Source organism: Cryobacterium shii (assembly GCF_004402595.1).
In the GTDB taxonomy this organism is placed as follows: Bacteria; Actinomycetota; Actinomycetes; order Actinomycetales; family Microbacteriaceae; genus Cryobacterium; species Cryobacterium shii.
The window spans coordinates 140,758-157,981 of the sequence record NZ_SOFY01000011.1 but is presented as its reverse complement, the minus strand read 5'-3'; the positions used below and the strand labels follow the sequence as shown (position 1 = coordinate 157,981).

Sequence of the window (17,224 nt, the reverse complement as noted above, 5' to 3'; positions counted from 1 at the left end):
GCGTACAGTAGAAAGGGCATTTCATGTCGGCTTCCCTGCCCCCGACGGTCCCGCGACGGCGGTGGACGGCACGCCAGGACGAGCTCTTCGGCCAACTGGTGGCGCTCTTCCTCCGGGAGGGGTTCGCCTTCGTCACCCTCGACGACGCCGCATCCCGACTGCGCTGCTCGAAGTCCACCATCTATTCCCTGGCCAGCAGCCGTGAACAACTCGTGCGCACGGCCGTCGTCCACTTCTTCCGTGAGGCGGCGGAACGGGTGGAGCACAAGCTCGCCGAGATCGACGACCCGACCGACCGGATCGCCGCCTACCTGCGCGCGGTCGGGGACGAACTGCGGCCGGCATCCGTCGCGTTCATCGACGACGTCGCAGCGTTCCCGCCGGCCAACGAGATCTACGAACGCAACACCGAGATCGCCGCCGCCCGGGTGCGCGAGCTCATCTCGGAGGGGGTGAAGAGCGGTGCGTTCCGCGAGGTTCCCGCCGCCTTCATCGCCGAGGCGGTATCTTCGGTGATGGTGAGCATTCAGAAACGACGGATGTCCGCGGGCACGGGCCTGTCCGACGCGCAGGCGTACGACGAACTCGCCGCGCTCATCGTCAACGGCATCCGGGCGCAATAGCCGGCGGCAGAGGAGAAGAACGGTGTCAACACCCTTACCCCTGCCGGGGGACCCGATCGCGGAGGCGCACCGCCAGTGGGTCGAGCACGGCTGGCCGGAAGCGGCCGACGGCATGGCTGCGGTGACCTCGATCATGCGCGCGCAGCAGATCATGCTCGCGCGGATCGAGGCCGTGCTGAAACCGTTCGGCGTGACCTTCGCCCGCTACGAACTGCTGACCCTGCTCAGCTTCACCCGCAGCGGGGCCCTGCCGATGAAGAACGCGAGCGTCCGGCTCCAGGTGCATCCGACCAGCGTGACGAATGCCGTGGACCGCCTCGAGGCGGCCGGCTACGTGCGCCGCCTCGCCCATCCGACCGACCGGCGCACCACCCTGGTCGAGATCACGGCGACCGGACAGACGATCGTGCGGGATGCGACTGCCCGACTGAACGATGAGGTGTTCGCCCGCCCCGGCCTGAGCCAGGACGACATCCACAGCCTGATCCGCGTGCTCAGCGGGTTCCGCCACGATGCCGGCGACTTCGCCGACCCCGGCTCCCGCTAGGCACGACGGGCCCGCCTGAGTCGTTCTGTCCCTGCGCCGTTTCGCCGTTCGGTCGCGCCGCCGTTCAGCCGCCCCACGCTGAACGAATTCGACGGAGATTTTGGCCGAAACGGGCCGGAAACGGCCTGAAAAGCACATTTACGGCAGAATCTCCGTCGAATTGGTTCGCCGCCGACACAGGTTAGGGGCGCGCGGGCGGTCAGCGGTTCTCGAAGCGGGGGGCGCGCTTCTCCAGGAAGGCCGCCATTCCCTCCTTCTGGTCGGCCAGGGCGAAGGTGGAGTGGAAAAGCCGGCGCTCGACGTGCACGCCCTCGGCGAGGGTGGTCTCGAAGGCGGCGTTGACCGCCTCCTTGGCCAGCATCGCCACCGGGGCGGACATGCCCGCGATCGTCGCCGCCGTGGCGAGGGCCTCGTCGAGCAGCCGCGTGGCGGGGACGACCCGGGCGACGAGGCCGCAGCGCTCGGCCTCCGCGGCATCCATCGTTCGCCCGGTCAGCACCATCTCCATCGCCTTGGCCTTGCCGATGGCCCGGGTCAGGCGTTGCGAACCGCCGATGCCGGGGATGACGCCGAGCCTGATTTCCGGCTGGCCGAAGACGGCCGTGTCGGCGGCGAGGATGAAGTCGCACATCATCGCGAGCTCGCAGCCGCCGCCGAGCGCGTGGCCGGCAACGGCGGCGATCAGGGGGGTGCGGAGGCGGGTGAGCGCATTCCAGCCGGCGAACCAGTCGGCCGCGTACATGTCCTGGTAGGTCTGCGGGGCCATTTCACGGATGTCGGCCCCGGCGGCGAACGCGCGCTCGGACCCGGTGAGCACGATCGCGCCGATCTCCGGGTCCCGGTCGAGCCCCGTTGCCGCGTCGACGACCTCGTGCATCAGGGCGTCGTTCAGGGCGTTGAGGGCCTTCGGCCGGTTGAGGGTGATCAGGCCCACCCGGCCCCGGCGCTCCAGGATGATGTGCTCGTACCCGGTCTCGCGGATGCCGTCGGTGCCGCTCATGCGCCGGCCGTCCGGTCGGATTTCGCCCTGATGTCGTTGATGATCGCCGAGAAGTCCAGGCCGGCGCCGCCCTCGTCGGCGAAGCGGCGGTACACGCCCGCCGCGACCGGGCCGAGCTCGGCCGCCACGCCGGTGGCGTCGAGGGCGTTCAGGGCCAGGCCGAGGTCCTTGGCCATCAGGGCGCCGGCGAAGCCCGGCTGGTAGTCGCGGTTGGCGGGGCTGGTCGGTACGGGCCCGGGAACCGGGCAGTTCGTGGTGAGGGCCCAGCACTGGCCGGACGCGGCGGAGGCCACGTTGAAGAGCGCCTGGTGGGTCAGCCCGAGCTTCTCGCCGAGCACGAAGGCCTCGCTCACGGCGATCATCGAGATGCCGAGGATCAGGTTGTTGCAGATCTTGGCCGCCTGCCCGCTGCCCGGTCCGCCGCAGTGAACGATCCGGGCGCCCATCACCTCCAGCACGGATGTCGCCGCGGCGAAGTCCGCGTCCTCGGCGCCCACCATGAAGGTCAGGGTTCCCGCCTCGGCCCCGGCGACTCCGCCGGAGACCGGGGCGTCGAGGCCCCGTCGGCCGGCGCTGACGACGAGGTCGTGGGCCGCGCGGGCATCCGCGACGTCGACCGTGGAACAGTCGATGAAGAGCGTGCCGGCGTCCGACGCGGCGAGCAGGCCGCCGCCCGCAGCCGAACCGGCACCGTCGCCCTGACCCTCGTTCTCATCCTCGTAGGCGCCGAGCAGGTGCCGCCCGTCGGGCAGCATGGTGATCACGATGCGGGCGCCCCGGGCCGCGTCGGCGGCCGAGTCGGCGACCCGGATTCCCTTCGCCCTGGCCTGGGCGAGGGCCTCGGGCACCAGGTCGAACCCGGTGACGGTGTAGCCGGCCCCGACGAGGTTGGCGGCCATGGGACCGCCCATGTGGCCGAGCCCGATGAAGGCGATGCGTGTGCTCATGAGGCGCTTCTCCTGGTGCTGTCGGTGGTGCGGGTGCTGGTGCTGGTTCGGGTGCGGGGTGTGTCGTGCGGGTGCGGCCGGCCCCGGGCGGACAGGTGCAGCCCGGCCAGGTGATCTTCGTGGGCGGTGAGGGGGGCGAAGCAGGCGGCGACGGCATCCGTGCTGACCTCGTCCAGCGTGGCCGGCGACCATCGGGGGCGGCGGTCCTTGTCGATCACCTGGGCCCGGATGCCCTCCTGCATCTCGGTGCCCTCGAGGAAGCGCAGGGAGACCCGGTATTCCTGCTCCAGCACCGCCTCGAGGCTGGGGAGAGCGCGCGCCCGGCGCAGCGACACCAGGGTGACGGCGAGCGCGGTCGGCGACTTGGTGCGGATGAGCGCGGCGGCCGCCTGCGCCGCTTCCACGGGGGAGCGCTGCAGCGCGGCCAGGATCTGCCGGACGTCGTCGAAGGCGTAGCACTCGTCGATCCAGTCCCGCTCGGCGAGCAGCGGCGCGGGCGGGGGAGTGTCGGCGACCGCGGCAACCGCCTCGGCGGCTCCCCGGCCGGACAGCGAGCGGATCAGCTCCGGCAGCCGGTCGCTCGGCACGAAATGGTCCGCCAGCCCCAGCATGATGGCATCGGCGCCGGTGGCGAAGGCGGCGGTCAGGGCCAGGTGGGTGCCGAGCTCACCGGGCGCGCGGGAGAGCAGGTACGTTCCGCCGACGTCGGGCACGAAACCGATGCCGGTCTCCGGCATCCCGAGCCTGGTGCGCTCGGTGACGACACGGATGCCGCCGTGGCCGGAGACGCCGACCCCGCCGCCCAGCACGATTCCGTCCATCACCGCCAGGTACGGCTTCGGATAGCGGTGGATCTGCGCGTTCATCCGGTACTCGTCGGCGAAGAACCGGGCGGCGTCGGCGCCGCTGCCCTGGGCGCCGCGGTAGATCGACACGATGTCACCCCCGGCGCAGAGACCCCGCTCGCCGCTGCCGGTCAGCAGCACCGTCTGAACCTCGTCGTCGTCGGTCCAGCCGGTGAGCACGGCCGAGATCCGGGTGATCATCGCGTGCGTGAGGGCGTTCATCGCGGCCGGGCGGTTCAGGATGATCTGCCCGACCCGCCCGGAGCGGCGCAGCAGGATCTCCGGCTCACTCACCTCCGGCTCGCTCAGGACCGGCCCGCTCACGACCGGCCCGCCTGCTGTGGCGCGGGCTTCGGCGCGGCCGGCTGTTCTGTGAGGGCCCGGCCGATGATCAGACGCATGATTTCATTGCTGCCTTCGAGGATCTGGTGCACGCGCAGGTCGCGGACAACCTTTTCAATGCCGTAGTCGGCGAGATAACCGTAGCCGCCGTGCAGCTGGAGGGCGCGGTTCGCCACCGAGAAACCGGCATCCGTGGCGACGCGCTTGGCCATGGCGCAGAGCCGCACCCGGTCGGGCGCGCCCCGGTCGAGGGCGTCGGCGGCCCGCCAGAGAAGGGTGCGGGCGGTCTCCAGCTCGGTGTCCATGTCCGCGAGCTCGAACAGGAGGGCCTGCCGCTCGATCAGCGGCGCGCCGAAGGCCGAGCGCTCGGTGAGATAGCGCACGGCCTGGTTCAGGGCCCACTGGGCGCCGCCGAGTGAGCAGGCGCCCATATTGATGCGGCCGCCGTTGAGGCCCTTCATGGCGATTCCGAAGCCATCGCCCTCGGCGCCGAGCCGATTGCCCACCGGCACCCGCACGTTGTCGAGGATGACCTGCCGGGTGGGCTGCGCGTTCCAGCCCATCTTCTTCTCGTTGGCGCCGAAAGACAGCCCCGGGGTGCCGGCCGGCACCACGATCGCCGAGATCCCGCCGCTGCCGGGGTCGCCGGTGCGCGCCATCACGATGTAGACGCTGGATGCGCCCGCGCCCGACACGAATTGCTTCACCCCGTTCAGCACGTACTCGTCGCCGTCCCGGTCGGCGCGGGTGCGCAGGGCGGCGGCGTCGGATCCGGCGTCCGGCTCGGTCAGGCAGTAGCTGCCCAGCGACTCCATCGACGCCAGGCCGGGCACCCACCGGCGGCGCTGGTCGTCGGTGCCGAAGGTGTCGATCATCCAGGCGACCATGTTGTGGATGGACATATAGGCGGCGATCGAGGGGTCGCCGTGGGCGAGCTCCTCGAAGATCAGGACGGCGTCCCGGCGGGAGAGCCCGGAGCCGCCGACATCCTCCCGCACGTAGATGCCGCCCATGCCCAGGGCGCCGGCCGCCGCGAACACGTCGAGCGGGAAGTGCTTGGTCTCGTCCCGGGTCACGGCCTGCGGCGCCAGCGACTCCGCGGCGAAGGACCGCACCATGTCCACGATGGCATGCTGTTCATCCGTCAGCTCGAACATGTTCAACCCATCTGGGGGATGACGAAGCTGGCGCCGGCCCCCGTCTCGGCGGTCCGGCTCCCGGGGTCCCCGGGGGTTGCTGTGCCGGGGCCCGCTGCGCCGGAGCGCAGGGCCCCCGCGGGCCAGCGGGAGGTGACGGTCTTGGTCTTCGTGTAGAAGCGGAACGAATCCGGGCCGTGCTGGTTCAGGTCGCCGAACACCGACCTCTTCCAGCCGCCGAACGTGTGGTACGCGATGGGCACGGGGATGGGCACGTTCACGCCCACCATGCCGGTGTTCACCCGGGTGGTGAAATTCCGGGCGACGTCGCCGTCGGCGGTGTAGATGGACACGCCGTTGCCGTACTCGTGCTCGCTCGGCAGCCGCAGGGCCTCCTCGTACGTGTCCGCCCGGGTCACGATCAGCACCGGCCCGAAGATCTCCTCCCGGTAGATGCGCATCTTCGGGGTCACCCGGTCGAAGAGGGTCGGGCCCATGAAGAAGCCGTTCGGGAAGCCGTCCGGGCGGAAGCCGCGGCCGTCCACGAGCAGTTCGGCGCCCTCCTCGACCCCGATCCGCACGTACTCCTCGACCCGGTCGAGCGCCGGGCCGTTGACGAGGGGGCCGTAGTCGCTCGTAGCGTCGAGGCTATGCCCGACCTTCAGCGCCCCGATCCGCTCCGTGAGCTTCGCCACCAGGGCGTCGGCGGTGTCCCGGCCGACCGGCACGGCCACGGAGATGGCCATGCAGCGTTCGCCGGCCGCGCCGTAGCCCGCCCCGATCAGGGCGTCTGCGACCAGGTCCAGATCGGCGTCCGGCATGATGATCATGTGGTTCTTGGCGCCGCCGAAGCACTGGGCGCGCTTGCCGTTGGCCGCGGCCTGGGTGTAGATGTGCTGGGCGATCGGGGTCGAGCCGACGAAGCCCAGGGCCTTGACTCGGGGGTCTTCCAGGAGCGTGTCGACGCTCTCCTTGCCGCCGTTGACGACATTGAAGACGCCCGCCGGCAGCCCCGCCGCCAGGAACAGCTCGGCGAGCCGGAGCGGCACGGAGGGGTCGCGCTCCGACGGCTTCAGGATGAACGCGTTGCCGCTGGCCAGGGCGGGTCCCGCCTTCCAGAGCGGGATCATCGCCGGGAAGTTGAACGGGGTGATGCCGGCGACCACGCCGAGGGGCTGGCGCATCGAGTACACGTCGATGCCGGTTCCGGCGCCGACGCTGTACTCGCCCTTGAGCAGGTGCGGGCCGCCGGCCGCGAACTCGATCACCTCCAGTCCGCGCTGGATGTCGCCGAGGGCATCCGCCACCGTCTTGCCGTGTTCGGAGGAGAGCACTCGCGCCAGCGAGTCCATCTCCTTGTCGATCAGTTCGAGGAAGCGCAGCAGCACCCGGGCCCGGCGCTGCGGAGTCCAGGAACCCCACTCGAGCTGCGCCTCCTCCGCGACGGCGATCGCGGCCTCGGTCTCGGCCCGGTTCGCGAGCGGAACCCGCGCCTGCACCTGCCCGGTGTTCGGGTCGAACACGTCGGAGAAGAGCCCCGAGGTGCCGCGAACATGCCGGCCACCGATGAAATGCGTCAATTCGCGAACCATGAAAAACCTGCTCTCCCTGCGACGGATCGTGCTGCCGTCACCAAGGTACTAGGAAGTCCTAGCATTTACTAGGGCTTCCTAGTATGTTGGGGCGATGACCACCGATTCGATCCGGAACACGGCGCAGGACACGGGGCGGCGAGAGCTCCTCGCCCTCCTGGTGCAGGCCGTCGGAGCCGCCCATGTGCTGACCGACCCGGACGTGACCGAGCAGTACCGCCGGGACATGCAGCCGCTGGTGGGAGCCGGGCGTCCCCTGGCCGTGGTGCGGCCGGCCTGCACCAGCGAGGTGGCCGCGGTGATCGCCGCCTGCACCCGCCACGGGGTGCCCGTCGTGCCGCGCGGCGCCGGTTCCGGGATGACCGGTGCCGCGAACGCGCAGGACGGCGCCGTCACCATCCTGACCTCGCGGATGACCGCGATCCTGACCATCGACGCCGCGGCCGGGTACGCCGTGGTGCAGCCCGGCGTGATCACCCTCGACCTGATCCGGGCGGCCGAGGCGGCGGGCATGTTCTACGCGCCCGACCCCACCTCCAGCGACTGGTGCACCATCGGCGGCAATCTCGCCAACGGGTCCGGCGGTCCACACGGCTCCAAATACGGGGTGACGGCGGATGCCGTGCTCGCCCTCGAGGTCGTGCTCGCCTCCGGGCGGGTGCTCGCCACCGGCCGCCACACCCTCAAGGGCGTCACCGGCTACGACCTCAACCGGCTCTTCGTGGGCTCCGAGGGGACCCTGGGCTTCATCACGCAGGCCACCCTGCGGCTGACCCGCCGCCGCCCCGCGCTGACCACCGCCGTGGCGGCGTTCGCGAGCGTCGAGGAGGCCGGCCGGGCAGTCACCGACTTCATCGCCACCGGCCAATCCCTGGCCCTGCTGGAAATCATGGACCAGTCCTGCTTCGCCGCCGTCGAGACGCACCTGGGCAGCCGGCTCCTGGACGAGGGCGGTACCCCGGCCGCCGTGCTCTTCGCCCAGAGCGACAGCGGCACCAGGGCCGAACTCGCCGCCTTCGAAGACGCGGCCCGCGCCAACGGCGCCATCCTCTCGTTCCAGACCGACGACCCCGCGGAGGGTGAGATGATCATGGGCTACTGGCGCGGGCTCGAGGCGGCGCTGGAACCCCTGGGCACCTGGATCCTGCACGAGGTGACCGTGCCCCGGGACCGGCTGGCGGCGCTGATCCTCTCCGCCGCGGACATCGCCGCGGAGACCGGCGTCTTCGTGGGCGTGCACGGCCATGCCCAGGACGGCACCGTGCACCCGATGATCGTCTACCGGCCCGACGCCGAGAGCGCGAGCGAGCGGGCCGGGCAGGCGTACCGGCTCATCCTCCAGGCCGCCCTCGACCTCGGCGGCCCGGTCACCGGCGAACACGGCATCGGCCGGATGAAGACCGAGTACCTGGCGGATGCCCTCGGCGAGGTGGGCCTCGAGGTGCACCGGGCGATCAAGGCCGCCCTCGACCCCGGCGGCACCTTCAACCCCGGGTCGATGTTCAGTTTCGGCCCGGAAGAGCGGAGAACGTCATGAATATCGTCGTGCTGGTCAAGCAGGTCCCGGACACCTACGGGGAGCGGACGCTGCGGGAGGACGGCCGGATCGACCGCGAGAGGGGCACCCCGGCCCTGGATGAGATCGATGAGCGCGCCCTCGAGGTTGCCCTGCGACTGCGGGAAACCGCCGGGGGTGAGGTGACCGTGCTCACGATGGGACCGCCGGAAGCCGTCGTGGCGCTGCGGAAAGCCCTCGCGATGGGTGCCGACCGGGCCGTGCACGTCTGCGACGAGGCCCTGGCCGGCTCGGATGCGCTGCAGACCGCCGCCGTGCTGGCCGCGGCCGTGCGGGCCACAGCCGCCCCTGGCGCCGCCACGTTCGACCTGGTCGTCGCCGGCAATGAATCGACCGACGGGCGCACCGCCGCGGTGCCCGCCATGCTCGCCGAACGGTTGGGCCTGCCGCAGCTGACCTTCCTCGGCTCGGTGGCCGTCGACGCGGGAATCGTCACCGGCCTCCGCATCACGCCGGAGGGCACGACGGAACTGTGCGCGGCTCTGCCCGCGGTGATCTCGGTGACGGAGGGCAGCGCCCAGCCGCGCTTCCCCAATTTCAAGGGCATCATGAGCGCCAGGTCCAAGCCGCTGACGACCCTCACCCTCGCCGACCTCGCCGACCACGGCCTGGTCGAGGCCGAGGCCGGCGGTGCGAACTCCTGGTCGCTCGTCTGCACGGTGACCGCCCGGCCGGCCCGCGCGGGCGGCACCGTCATCAGCGATGACGGCACCGGCGGCAGCCGCATCGCCGCCTTCCTGGCCGCGGCCAACCTGATCTGACTGATCTGACACGGACGGAAGACACGCCGATGGGACGAATTCTGGTGCTCGCCGAGCACAACACGGGCACGCTGGACACGGTGACCCGCGAACTGCTCGCCGCCGCGGCCCGGCTCGGTGAACCGGCCGTCGTGCTGCTGACCGGGCCGGGAGCCGGCCCGGCGCTGGCCGGCCAGCTGGCAGGGTGGGGTGTCACGGATGTCTACCTCGCCGAGAGCACGTACGCCGGCACCCGGCTGACCACTCCCGCCGTCGCGGCGCTCGAGGCGGCGGTGCGCCTGGCCCGGGCCGCCGGCGCCGAGGTCTCCGGGGTGCTGATCGCCGGGACCATCGACGGGCGGGAGGTCGCGGCACGGCTGTGCGTGCGGCTGACCGCCGGTCTGATCAGCGACGCGGTCGACGCCCGGCTGCGGGACGGTGTGATCGTGGCCACCGTGCCGGTGCTCGGCGGCGCGTACACCGTGGAGGCCGTGGCCAAGGGGCTGGCGGTCGTGACGGTCCGTCCCCACAGCATTGTCGCCGACGGCATTCCCGGCAGCGTTCCCGACCGTGATGTTCCGGGTGGCACAGTGACAGCCCCGATCCGGCTTGAGATCGACGCCGAACTGGAACGCGGGCGCGGAGCGGAAATCGTCGCCGTGCATCCGCGTCCGGCCTCCGGCATCCGGCCCGGCCTGACCGAGGCGAGTGTCGTGGTCTCCGGCGGGCGCGGCCTGGGCTCGGACGAGGGCTTCGGCCTGGCCGGCGACCTGGCTGACCTCTTCGGCGGCGCCGTCGGGGCATCGCGGGCCGCCGTGGAGGCCGGGCTCTGCGAGCCCGGCCTGCAGGTCGGCCAGACCGGCGCGACCGTGACCCCGGAGCTCTACATCGCCCTGGGCATCTCCGGGGCCATCCAGCACCGTGCCGGCATGCAGGGGGCGGGCACGATCATCGCCGTCAACAAGGACGCGGACGCGCCGATCTTCGCGGTAGCGGATTTCGGGGTCGTCGGGGACGTCTTCACCGTCGTGCCGCAGCTGATCGAGGCCGTCGTGGCCCACCGGGCCGCCGCAGGGTGACCTAGAATCTGGCGAGCAGCTCCATTTTCTTGGTTTCGAACTCGGCGTCGGTGACGACCCCGGCGTCCCGGAGCTGCCCCAGCTGGAGGAGGTGGCCGGCGGCCGCGCCGGAGGCGAGGACGCGGGCATCCGTCACCGACCGCGGGGCGGCGTCGAGCGCGAGCGGCGCGGGACCGGGTACCAGCGGGGCGGGGGTGAGCGCTGCGCCGGCCGGTACCGGGGCAGGGCCGTGCGGGGTGCCCTGGGACATCCGGTCGATCCAGGCCAGGGCGATGGCCGAGACGATGAAGACCATGTGGATGACGACCTGCCAGAGCACGCCGTCCCAGGTGTAGACGTCGCCGGTGATGCTCTCCTGGCCGTCGGTGGACGTCGAACCGCGGGCGGCGAGGTCGCCGACCTCAATGAAGGTCTTCAGCAGGTGGATGGACGAGATGCCCACGATGGCCATCGCGAGCTTGACCTTGAGCACGTTCGCGTTGACGTGGGAAAGCCACTCGGGCTGGTCGGGGTGGCCGTCGATGGCGATGCGCGAGACGAACGTCTCGTAGCCGCCGATGATGACCATGATCAGGAGGTTGGCGATCATGACCACGTCGATCAGGCCCAGCACGCCGAGCATGATCGTTGCCTCTTCGATCACGATGCCGTCCGGTCCCGGGTGTGTGAATGCGTGGATGACGCCCTCACCGAGGTGGATGAGTTCGACCATGAAGACGATCACGTAGATGATCTGGGCAACGATCAGGCCGATGTAGAGCGGGGCCTGGAGCCAGCGGCTGAAGAAGATCATCAGGCCGACGCTCTTCACCCACTGGGATTGCTGGCGGAAAGGGAGCTGGCTGGAGGTTTCAGTCACCGAACCATCGTAGGGGGAGGCCGGATGGGAGATCCCTGTATCCAGTAGCGTTGGTCGGGTGAGCGGGAAGCCAGCGCGGGCCGGAACGACCGAGGGTGCCCCCGGCGCCCCCGGCCGGCGACCGCACCGCGCCGGCCGCCGCCCCGGGCCGCGGCGGCCGATGCTGTCCGTGCGGGTGCGCATCCTCGCTGCGATCCTGCTCGTCGCGGCGGCCGGCCTGTTCGCCTCGGGTGCGGCCGCGTCGCTCGTGCAGCGCGAACGCACCCTCGACTCCGTCGACAGCGCGCTGACCGCCGAAGTCGGCGAGGCCCGGTTCATCGCCACCGAGTCCGGCTCCACCTCCCTGGACGCGGTGCTGGCGGCCGTCGTGCAGCAGGTGCGCCCCGGCACGAACGAAACCACCCTCGCGATCATCGACGGCGCCGCGGCGCTCGCCCCGGGCGGAGACGTCGACTTCCGGCTGGAGGACGACCGGGCCTTCGTCGACCGGGTGACGGCCGAGACCTCGTCCGGACAGGTCGTTCGTGGCACGCTGGTTCTGCCGGGCCAGACCGTGCGCTACGTGGCCGCCCCCGTGACCGTGGCGGGGGACGCCGCCCGGGGGATCTTCGTGGCCGCCTTCGACGTCGATGCAGAACTCGAGCCGGTGACGGATGCCCTGGGCACTTACGTCCGCGTGGGTCTTGCCGCCTTCGTCGTGCTGGGCCTCGTCGGCTGGCTGGTGTCGGGGAGGCTGCTCCGGCCGATCCGTTCCCTGCGCGAGGCCGCGGCGAGGATCACGGCCTCCGACGTGAGCGAACGGATCCCCGTGAACGGCCACGACGACGTGTCCGACCTGACCCGCACCGTCAACGGCATGCTCGACCGCCTGGAGGGGGCCCTGGTCGCGCAGCGCCGTTTGCTCGAGGACGTGGGCCACGAACTCAAGACCCCGATCACGATCGTGCGCGGCCACCTGGAGCTGATGGACCCGGCAGACACGGCCGACGTGATCGGCACCCGGGTGCTGGCCATCGACGAGCTCGACCGGATGAACGTCCTGGTGCGGGACATCTCGGTCCTGGCTGAGGTGCAGCGGCCGGCCGGCCTGACCCGCGCGCCCGTCGACATCGCCGCCCTCACCGAGCAGGTGCGCACCAAGGCCTCCGCGCTCTCCGGCCATCGCTGGGCGACCCCTGAGGCGGCGCACGTCGTCGCGTCGGTCGACGCCGGCAAGCTCACCCAGGCGCTCCTGCAGCTGGCGGCCAACGCCGTCAGCCACGGCGCCGTCGACGGCACCATCGAGATCGGCAGCGCCGTCGGCCGGGGCACCGGGGGCGAGTCCCGCCTCCGTCTGTGGGTGCGGGGCGGCGGGCCGGGGATCGAGGCCGAGGCGCAGGAGCAGATCTTCGAGCGCTTCCGCCGCGGCAGCGCCGGGCGCGGTGAGGCCGGCTCGGGACTGGGTCTCGCCATCGTGCTGGCCATCGCCGAGGCCCACGGCGGGACCGCCACCGTGGCCTCCCGGCCCGGGCACGGAGCCACTTTCACGATCGACCTGCCCATCCCGCCGGCCGAAGCCGGCCACGCACCGACGGAGACCAGCCCGTGAGCCGCATCCTGATCGCCGAAGACGAACTCCGGATCTCATCCTTCATCGAGAAGGGCCTCGCCGCGGCCGGCCTGGCCACCGTGACGGTCAGGTGCGGCACCGACGCCCTCGATTTCGCCCTGACCGGCGACTTCGACCTGCTGCTGCTGGATATCGGGCTGCCAGGAATCGACGGCTACGAGGTGCTGCGGCGCCTGCGGGCCGAGGAGTGCACCCTGCCGGTGATCGTGCTCACGGCCCGGGACTCGGGGGAGGACGTACTCGCGAGCCTGGGTGGTGGAGCGAACGACTACATGGCCAAGCCGTTCCGGTTCGACGAGTTGCTCGCCCGGGTGCGGCTGCGCATGACGGATGCCGTGCGGGCGACCGGTGCCGTGCCGGTGGTCGAGGCGGCACTGGAGGTCACGGGACTCCGGCTCGATCTGCGCACGCGACGCGCGGCCGTCGGCGATCGGCAGGTCGACCTGTCGGCGAGGGAGTTCGCTCTGGCCGAGGAATTCCTGCGCAATCACGACCAGGTGCTCAGCCGGGTGTGGGGCTACGACTTCGACCCCGGGTCGAACATCGTGGACGTGTACGTCGGGTACCTCCGGGCCAAGTTCGGCGCCGGGAGGATCGAAACGGTCAGAGGAATGGGCTACCGGCTGCGCTGAGAGAAGCGCGGGCCGATAGCCCAACCGGGGTGCCTGGCTAGTCGTCGGTGTCGCTGCTGTGGCCCGAGTCGTCGCCCTCGTCTGAACCGTGGTCTGCACTGTCGTCTGCACTGTCGTGTGCGGAGTCGTCGGAGTCGTCGCTGTGACCGGCTTCGTCGGTCGCGTCGTCGGTCGTGTCTTCGGTGGTGTCGCTGTCATCGGACTCGTTTTCGGACTCGTCGTCGGTGCCGACCGCGGCGTCGCCGTCGTCATCCGTCGCGGACTCGTTCTCGGTCTCTCCGACCTCGGTCGTTTCCTCGTTCGTATCGTCGCCCGAGTCGCCGATTACGGCGTCGCTCGCGTCAGCGCCGAGTTCGCCGATGGAGTTGTCGTCGAGGAGATCAATGGTCTCGACGACCGAGGTGTCGTCCGAGACGCTCGAGGTCGGTACGGGGTCGCTGCCGGCTCCCGGGTCGGCCTGGGCGGCAACGATGCCGATGGACATGAGCCCGGCGAGTCCGAGGGTTGCCAGAATGATGGACTTCTTCTTCGTCATCTGCGGCATGCGCTGACCTTTCGTTTGCGTCGGTAAACCGACGTTCGGTGCGTGGCGGGGTGCGTCTCCACCCCTTCACTGTGGGGTGCCGGGATGAGGCGGGCACGAGAGGGCTGTGAGAGCTCTCTTAGATTCGGGGGTCGTCAGTCCTCGGGGGAGGAACCGTCATCGTCGCCGTCCTCGGACACGACCACCGGGGCGGGGGCAGGCACGAGTTCAGGCTCCGCGGCATCCGTGTCGGAGTCGGTGTCAGTGCCGCTGCCGGTGTCGCTGGCGCTGGCGCTGGCGCTGCCGGCGCCGGCGCCGGCGCCGAGGTCGGTCGACTCGGGGACGTCGCTCGGGCCCGGCGTCGTTCCGGGGGCGGCAACCGGTGGCGCGGCGGGGTCGGTGCCCAGGTCAGCATTGCCCGGGACCGCGCCGACCTCGACCGTGCTCACCTCGACCGTGCTCACCTCGACCGTGCTCACCTCGACCGTGACGGGCGGAACCCCGAGCGGGGTACCCGGCAGGTCGGGCAGGACCAGGGCGCTGACCATCGACGCCGAGGCAGCGGCGGCGACGAGAACGGCCAGTCCGACGCCGCCGAAGAGCAGGAACCGTGAGCGCCGCGGTGTCCGGGCATGCGTTGTCATCGTGCCTCCACGGCTGTGCGACGGTTGTGCTGAGGCTGTGCCATCGGCTGTGTCTTGATCCTACGAGGCCGGGCCCCGGACCCGGGTGAGAATGCTCTTAGACCCGACTCCCCGGTGGTCGGGGTGGGCGTCGCACATGACTCCTGCAGAACCCAGTCGGCCGCACCGCACCCTGATTTCGGGCCGTTTCGCGGAATCTGCAGAAGTTATGCTCGGGGCTCCTCCGGCCCGGGGCTCCGGCTGGGGGCCGCGCCCTACCCCGGGGGGGGTAACTCAGGAAGATCCGGCGGGACCACCCGCTGCACCCGCTGCGTGCCTGGCGGAGGCGGCTCGCGGCATCCGTTTCTCCTGAGTTAGCCACACAGAGCAACGCGCACCCTCTGCATAACTCCTGCAATCTGGTCGCCCAGGGCCCAGTCCGGCCAGTCATTGCGCGGATGTCCCCGAGCGGCATCACGATTTGCAGGAGTTATGCCCGGGCAAGAGCGGAGACCGAGCTGCGGGACCGCACCAGCAGGTTCACCGAGCGCCCGGCGATGCTGCCGATGATCACGGTCACCAGGGTCAGCGACAGGTATCCCCAGAACGGTTGGGCGGGGCCCCCGGCCAGCTTCAGCCAGTGCAGCGCGTAGGTGCCGCTGGACGCGACCGTGAACGTGAAGGCCCAGAAACCGAGTGTGAACGGCAGCCGCCAGTAGGTGCCGATCAGGGCCGCCTGCACCGCGATCAGCAGCACGAAGGTGCCCAGCAGCAGGTACTGAATCGTGTCGAGCCGGCCACCGGTGAACGCGAACCACGCGTTGCCGGCCACCGCCGGGGGAGCGGAGAAGATCGCGAACGTCGGCACCAGGGCCGCGGGCAACGCCGGCCGGAACACCATCCGGGCCGGCACGATCGTGCCGAGGAGAAGCCAGAAGAGCACCCCGACGCCGATGCCGGCCACGGAGAGCCCGGTCCAGCCCGCGCCTGCGGCGGACTGGCCGAGGATCAGGAAGACGGCGACGGTGGGCAGCAGGTACCCGGCGTGCACCGCGTCGATGTTGCGGTTCCCCGCGGCCAGCCCGGCCACGAAGCGCGCGCCCAGAACCACCGCGAGCCCCATGCATGCCACAACGAGAATATGACCGGCGAGAGGCGTGGATGCCGCGAAATGTGTCCCGATCAGCATCCCACTGACGGCGCGAGGGTCGCGAACGCGCCCTGAACCGGGTGGTCGAGGTCGGCCCGGATGCCGCCGCCCCGGTTCCGGCTCCGCAGCAGGTAGTTGCCGATCACACCGGTCCAGGCGGCCAGCGCCACGAACCAGAGCACGTCGCCGATCAGGGCCGGAGTGCCCAGGGTGTCCCCGGCCATCGTCCAGGTGCCGGCGAGGCCGGACAGGCCGAAGGGGATGCCGAGGCTCGACAGCGGGGCGCGGCCGACGGGCAGCCCCCGGGTCTGGCCTGAAGGGATCGGATCGGCATCCTGGGGGCCTGATTGTGCGATCACGTGCGCGAGCTCCTCGGTCGGTTCGCCGTGCAGCCGACGGCCTCACGAACATCCTCGATGCTTCGTGAACGGATGCCAGGGCACGGCGGCCGCCGACCGGGTCCCGGCCCCGGGCTACTCTGGACCTGTGAATTCAGGACGCACGAACGACGCCCCCGCAACTCCGCCCGCCGCCGCGACCCCCGCCGAGAACGGGTTCGCCCGGGTCACCGAGGCCCCCCTCGACGTGGCTGAACACGTGCGGGTCGTCTCGACCGGCTCGTGCGGGGCCGTCGTCACTTTCATCGGCCAGGTGCGCGACCACGACCCCGACGCGGCCGGGCAGGTGACCGGGCTCGATTACAGCGCGCATCCGGATGCCGGCCGCATCCTGTCCGAGATCGTCGCCCGGTTCCGCGCCGAATACCCGCAGGTGAACCTGGCGCTCAGCCACCGGATCGGTCACCTCGATGTGGGCGACCTGGCCCTGGTCGCGGCCGCGGCGAGCGCCCATCGCGGCGACGCCTTCACGGCGTGCGAGCGGCTGGTCGAGTGCGTCAAGGCCGAGGTGCCGATCTGGAAGAAGCAGTACGAGGCCGACGGGTCGACCGGCTGGGTCGGCCTGGCCTGATTCCGCGTTCGATTTATTAAAACGGACGTGTATCCTCTTTATTAGAGCGCGGCGTGGTCGTGCCACCGAGGAGGATGCTTCCCATGACTGCCGAACCCATTGCCCTGAGCTCCGCGCACACCTGCACCTGCAACCACGATGACGCCGCCGAGGCCATCGTGCTCGACGGCCGCACCATCCCGCATGCGGTGCGCCACGCGGCGATCTTCGGTGCGCTGGACGCGATCCAGATCGGTTTCGCACTCGACCTGATCGCCCCGCACGACCCGCTGCCCCTGCTGGCTCAGTTGGAGAATACCCGTCCCGGCGCGTTCTCGGTGTCGTACCTGGAACGCGGTCCGGAGGCCTGGCGCATCCGTTTCACCCGCGTCGCCTGACCGCCGCGTACCCTACGTCAGACCGAGCACCCGATACCCGTCGTGAATCGACACC

The 17,224-nt window shown here is 70.9% G+C and carries 19 protein-coding genes; 9 read left to right on the top strand and 10 right to left on the bottom strand.

Features of this window, described 5'->3' with window-relative positions; all coding sequences use genetic code 11:
• The first annotated feature begins 23 nt into the window (after window positions 1–23).
• Both E3O49_RS02505 and E3O49_RS02500 read left to right on the top strand, forming a co-directional pair.
• Window positions 24–623: a TetR/AcrR family transcriptional regulator gene (locus E3O49_RS02505; protein ID WP_134366263.1), complete on the top strand. Its 600-nt coding sequence runs from the start codon at window positions 24–26 to the stop codon at window positions 621–623.
• A 22-nt stretch (window positions 624–645) separates the two neighbouring features.
• Entirely contained in the window at window positions 646–1,170 is a 525-nt protein-coding gene (locus E3O49_RS02500) for a MarR family winged helix-turn-helix transcriptional regulator (protein ID WP_241976081.1), read from the top strand.
• Between the two features lie 199 nt (window positions 1,171–1,369).
• Here the strand turns inward: E3O49_RS02500 and E3O49_RS02495 are convergent, their stop codons facing one another.
• Genes E3O49_RS02495 through E3O49_RS02475 form a run of 5 tightly spaced genes read right to left on the bottom strand, consistent with a single transcriptional unit; the run spans window position 1,370 to window position 7,032 of the window.
• Entirely contained in the window at window positions 1,370–2,170 is an 801-nt protein-coding gene (locus tag E3O49_RS02495; RefSeq protein ID WP_134366262.1) for an enoyl-CoA hydratase, read from the bottom strand.
• A complete protein-coding gene (mmsB, locus tag E3O49_RS02490) occupies window positions 2,167–3,117 on the bottom strand; it encodes a 3-hydroxyisobutyrate dehydrogenase (RefSeq protein ID WP_134366261.1) in 951 nt (316 codons plus the stop codon). Before mmsB ends, E3O49_RS02495 begins: the two co-directional genes overlap by 4 nt.
• The gene (locus E3O49_RS02485; protein ID WP_198416903.1) at window positions 3,114–4,286 is read right to left on the bottom strand and encodes an enoyl-CoA hydratase/isomerase family protein; all 1,173 of its coding nucleotides are present in this window, start codon (window positions 4,284–4,286) and stop codon (window positions 3,114–3,116) included. Before E3O49_RS02485 ends, mmsB begins: the two co-directional genes overlap by 4 nt.
• A complete protein-coding gene (locus tag E3O49_RS02480) occupies window positions 4,283–5,461 on the bottom strand; it encodes an acyl-CoA dehydrogenase family protein (RefSeq protein WP_134366260.1) in 1,179 nt (392 codons plus the stop codon). The genes E3O49_RS02485 and E3O49_RS02480 overlap by 4 nt, the downstream gene beginning before the upstream one ends.
• A 2-nt stretch (window positions 5,462–5,463) precedes the next feature.
• Window positions 5,464–7,032, bottom strand: a complete 1,569-nt coding sequence (locus E3O49_RS02475) for a CoA-acylating methylmalonate-semialdehyde dehydrogenase (protein WP_134366259.1) — start codon at window positions 7,030–7,032, stop codon at window positions 5,464–5,466.
• A 94-nt stretch (window positions 7,033–7,126) separates the two neighbouring features.
• Between E3O49_RS02475 and E3O49_RS02470 the strand changes: the two genes are divergently transcribed.
• From E3O49_RS02470 to E3O49_RS02460, 3 genes are read left to right on the top strand one after another with little or no spacing between them, the layout of a single operon-like run.
• Window positions 7,127–8,569, top strand: coding sequence for an FAD-binding oxidoreductase (locus E3O49_RS02470; RefSeq protein ID WP_134405441.1), 1,443 nt, complete (start codon window positions 7,127–7,129; stop codon window positions 8,567–8,569).
• Window positions 8,566–9,369 (top strand): electron transfer flavoprotein subunit beta/FixA family protein, encoded by an 804-nt coding sequence (locus E3O49_RS02465; protein WP_134403067.1) that lies wholly within the window; start codon window positions 8,566–8,568, stop codon window positions 9,367–9,369. Before E3O49_RS02470 ends, E3O49_RS02465 begins: the two co-directional genes overlap by 4 nt.
• Window positions 9,370–9,398: 29 nt before the next feature.
• Window positions 9,399–10,427, top strand: a complete 1,029-nt coding sequence (locus tag E3O49_RS02460) for an electron transfer flavoprotein subunit alpha/FixB family protein (protein WP_134366256.1) — start codon at window positions 9,399–9,401, stop codon at window positions 10,425–10,427.
• Window position 10,428: 1 nt separating this feature from the next.
• Here E3O49_RS02460 and E3O49_RS02455 read toward each other — a convergent pair whose 3' ends face one another.
• On the bottom strand, window positions 10,429–11,286 hold the full coding sequence (locus E3O49_RS02455) for a TIGR00645 family protein (RefSeq protein ID WP_241976082.1): 858 nt from the start codon (window positions 11,284–11,286) through the stop codon (window positions 10,429–10,431).
• Between the two features lie 58 nt (window positions 11,287–11,344).
• Here E3O49_RS02455 and E3O49_RS02450 point away from each other — a divergent pair, with 58 nt between their 5' ends.
• Together E3O49_RS02450 and E3O49_RS02445 are read left to right on the top strand one after the other, a co-directional pair.
• Entirely contained in the window at window positions 11,345–12,874 is a 1,530-nt protein-coding gene (locus tag E3O49_RS02450) for a sensor histidine kinase (RefSeq protein ID WP_241978675.1), read from the top strand.
• The gene (locus E3O49_RS02445) at window positions 12,871–13,527 is read left to right on the top strand and encodes a response regulator transcription factor (RefSeq protein WP_134450939.1); all 657 of its coding nucleotides are present in this window, start codon (window positions 12,871–12,873) and stop codon (window positions 13,525–13,527) included. The genes E3O49_RS02450 and E3O49_RS02445 overlap by 4 nt, the downstream gene beginning before the upstream one ends.
• 37 nt (window positions 13,528–13,564) lie before the next feature.
• Here E3O49_RS02445 and E3O49_RS02440 read toward each other — a convergent pair whose 3' ends face one another.
• The 4 genes from E3O49_RS02440 to E3O49_RS16670 all read right to left on the bottom strand — a co-directional run bounded on the left by E3O49_RS02440 (window position 13,565) and on the right by E3O49_RS16670 (window position 16,182).
• Window positions 13,565–14,071 (bottom strand): hypothetical protein, encoded by a 507-nt coding sequence (locus E3O49_RS02440; protein WP_134366252.1) that lies wholly within the window; start codon window positions 14,069–14,071, stop codon window positions 13,565–13,567.
• Between the two features lie 134 nt (window positions 14,072–14,205).
• Window positions 14,206–14,694, bottom strand: coding sequence for a hypothetical protein (locus E3O49_RS02435; protein ID WP_134450937.1), 489 nt, complete (start codon window positions 14,692–14,694; stop codon window positions 14,206–14,208).
• Window positions 14,695–15,163: 469 nt separating this feature from the next.
• On the bottom strand, window positions 15,164–15,796 hold the full coding sequence (locus E3O49_RS16450; RefSeq protein ID WP_160141003.1) for an SLAC1 family transporter: 633 nt from the start codon (window positions 15,794–15,796) through the stop codon (window positions 15,164–15,166).
• A 59-nt stretch (window positions 15,797–15,855) separates the two neighbouring features.
• Entirely contained in the window at window positions 15,856–16,182 is a 327-nt protein-coding gene (locus E3O49_RS16670) for a TDT family transporter (RefSeq protein WP_166787097.1), read from the bottom strand.
• A gap of 127 nt (window positions 16,183–16,309) precedes the next feature.
• Here E3O49_RS16670 and E3O49_RS02425 point away from each other — a divergent pair, with 127 nt between their 5' ends.
• Both E3O49_RS02425 and E3O49_RS02420 read left to right on the top strand, forming a co-directional pair.
• Window positions 16,310–16,792, top strand: coding sequence for a molybdenum cofactor biosynthesis protein MoaE (locus E3O49_RS02425; RefSeq protein WP_241975815.1), 483 nt, complete (start codon window positions 16,310–16,312; stop codon window positions 16,790–16,792).
• Window positions 16,793–16,875: 83 nt separating this feature from the next.
• Window positions 16,876–17,169: a DUF2249 domain-containing protein gene (locus E3O49_RS02420; RefSeq protein WP_241978674.1), complete on the top strand. Its 294-nt coding sequence runs from the start codon at window positions 16,876–16,878 to the stop codon at window positions 17,167–17,169.
• Window positions 17,170–17,224 lie beyond the last annotated feature (55 nt).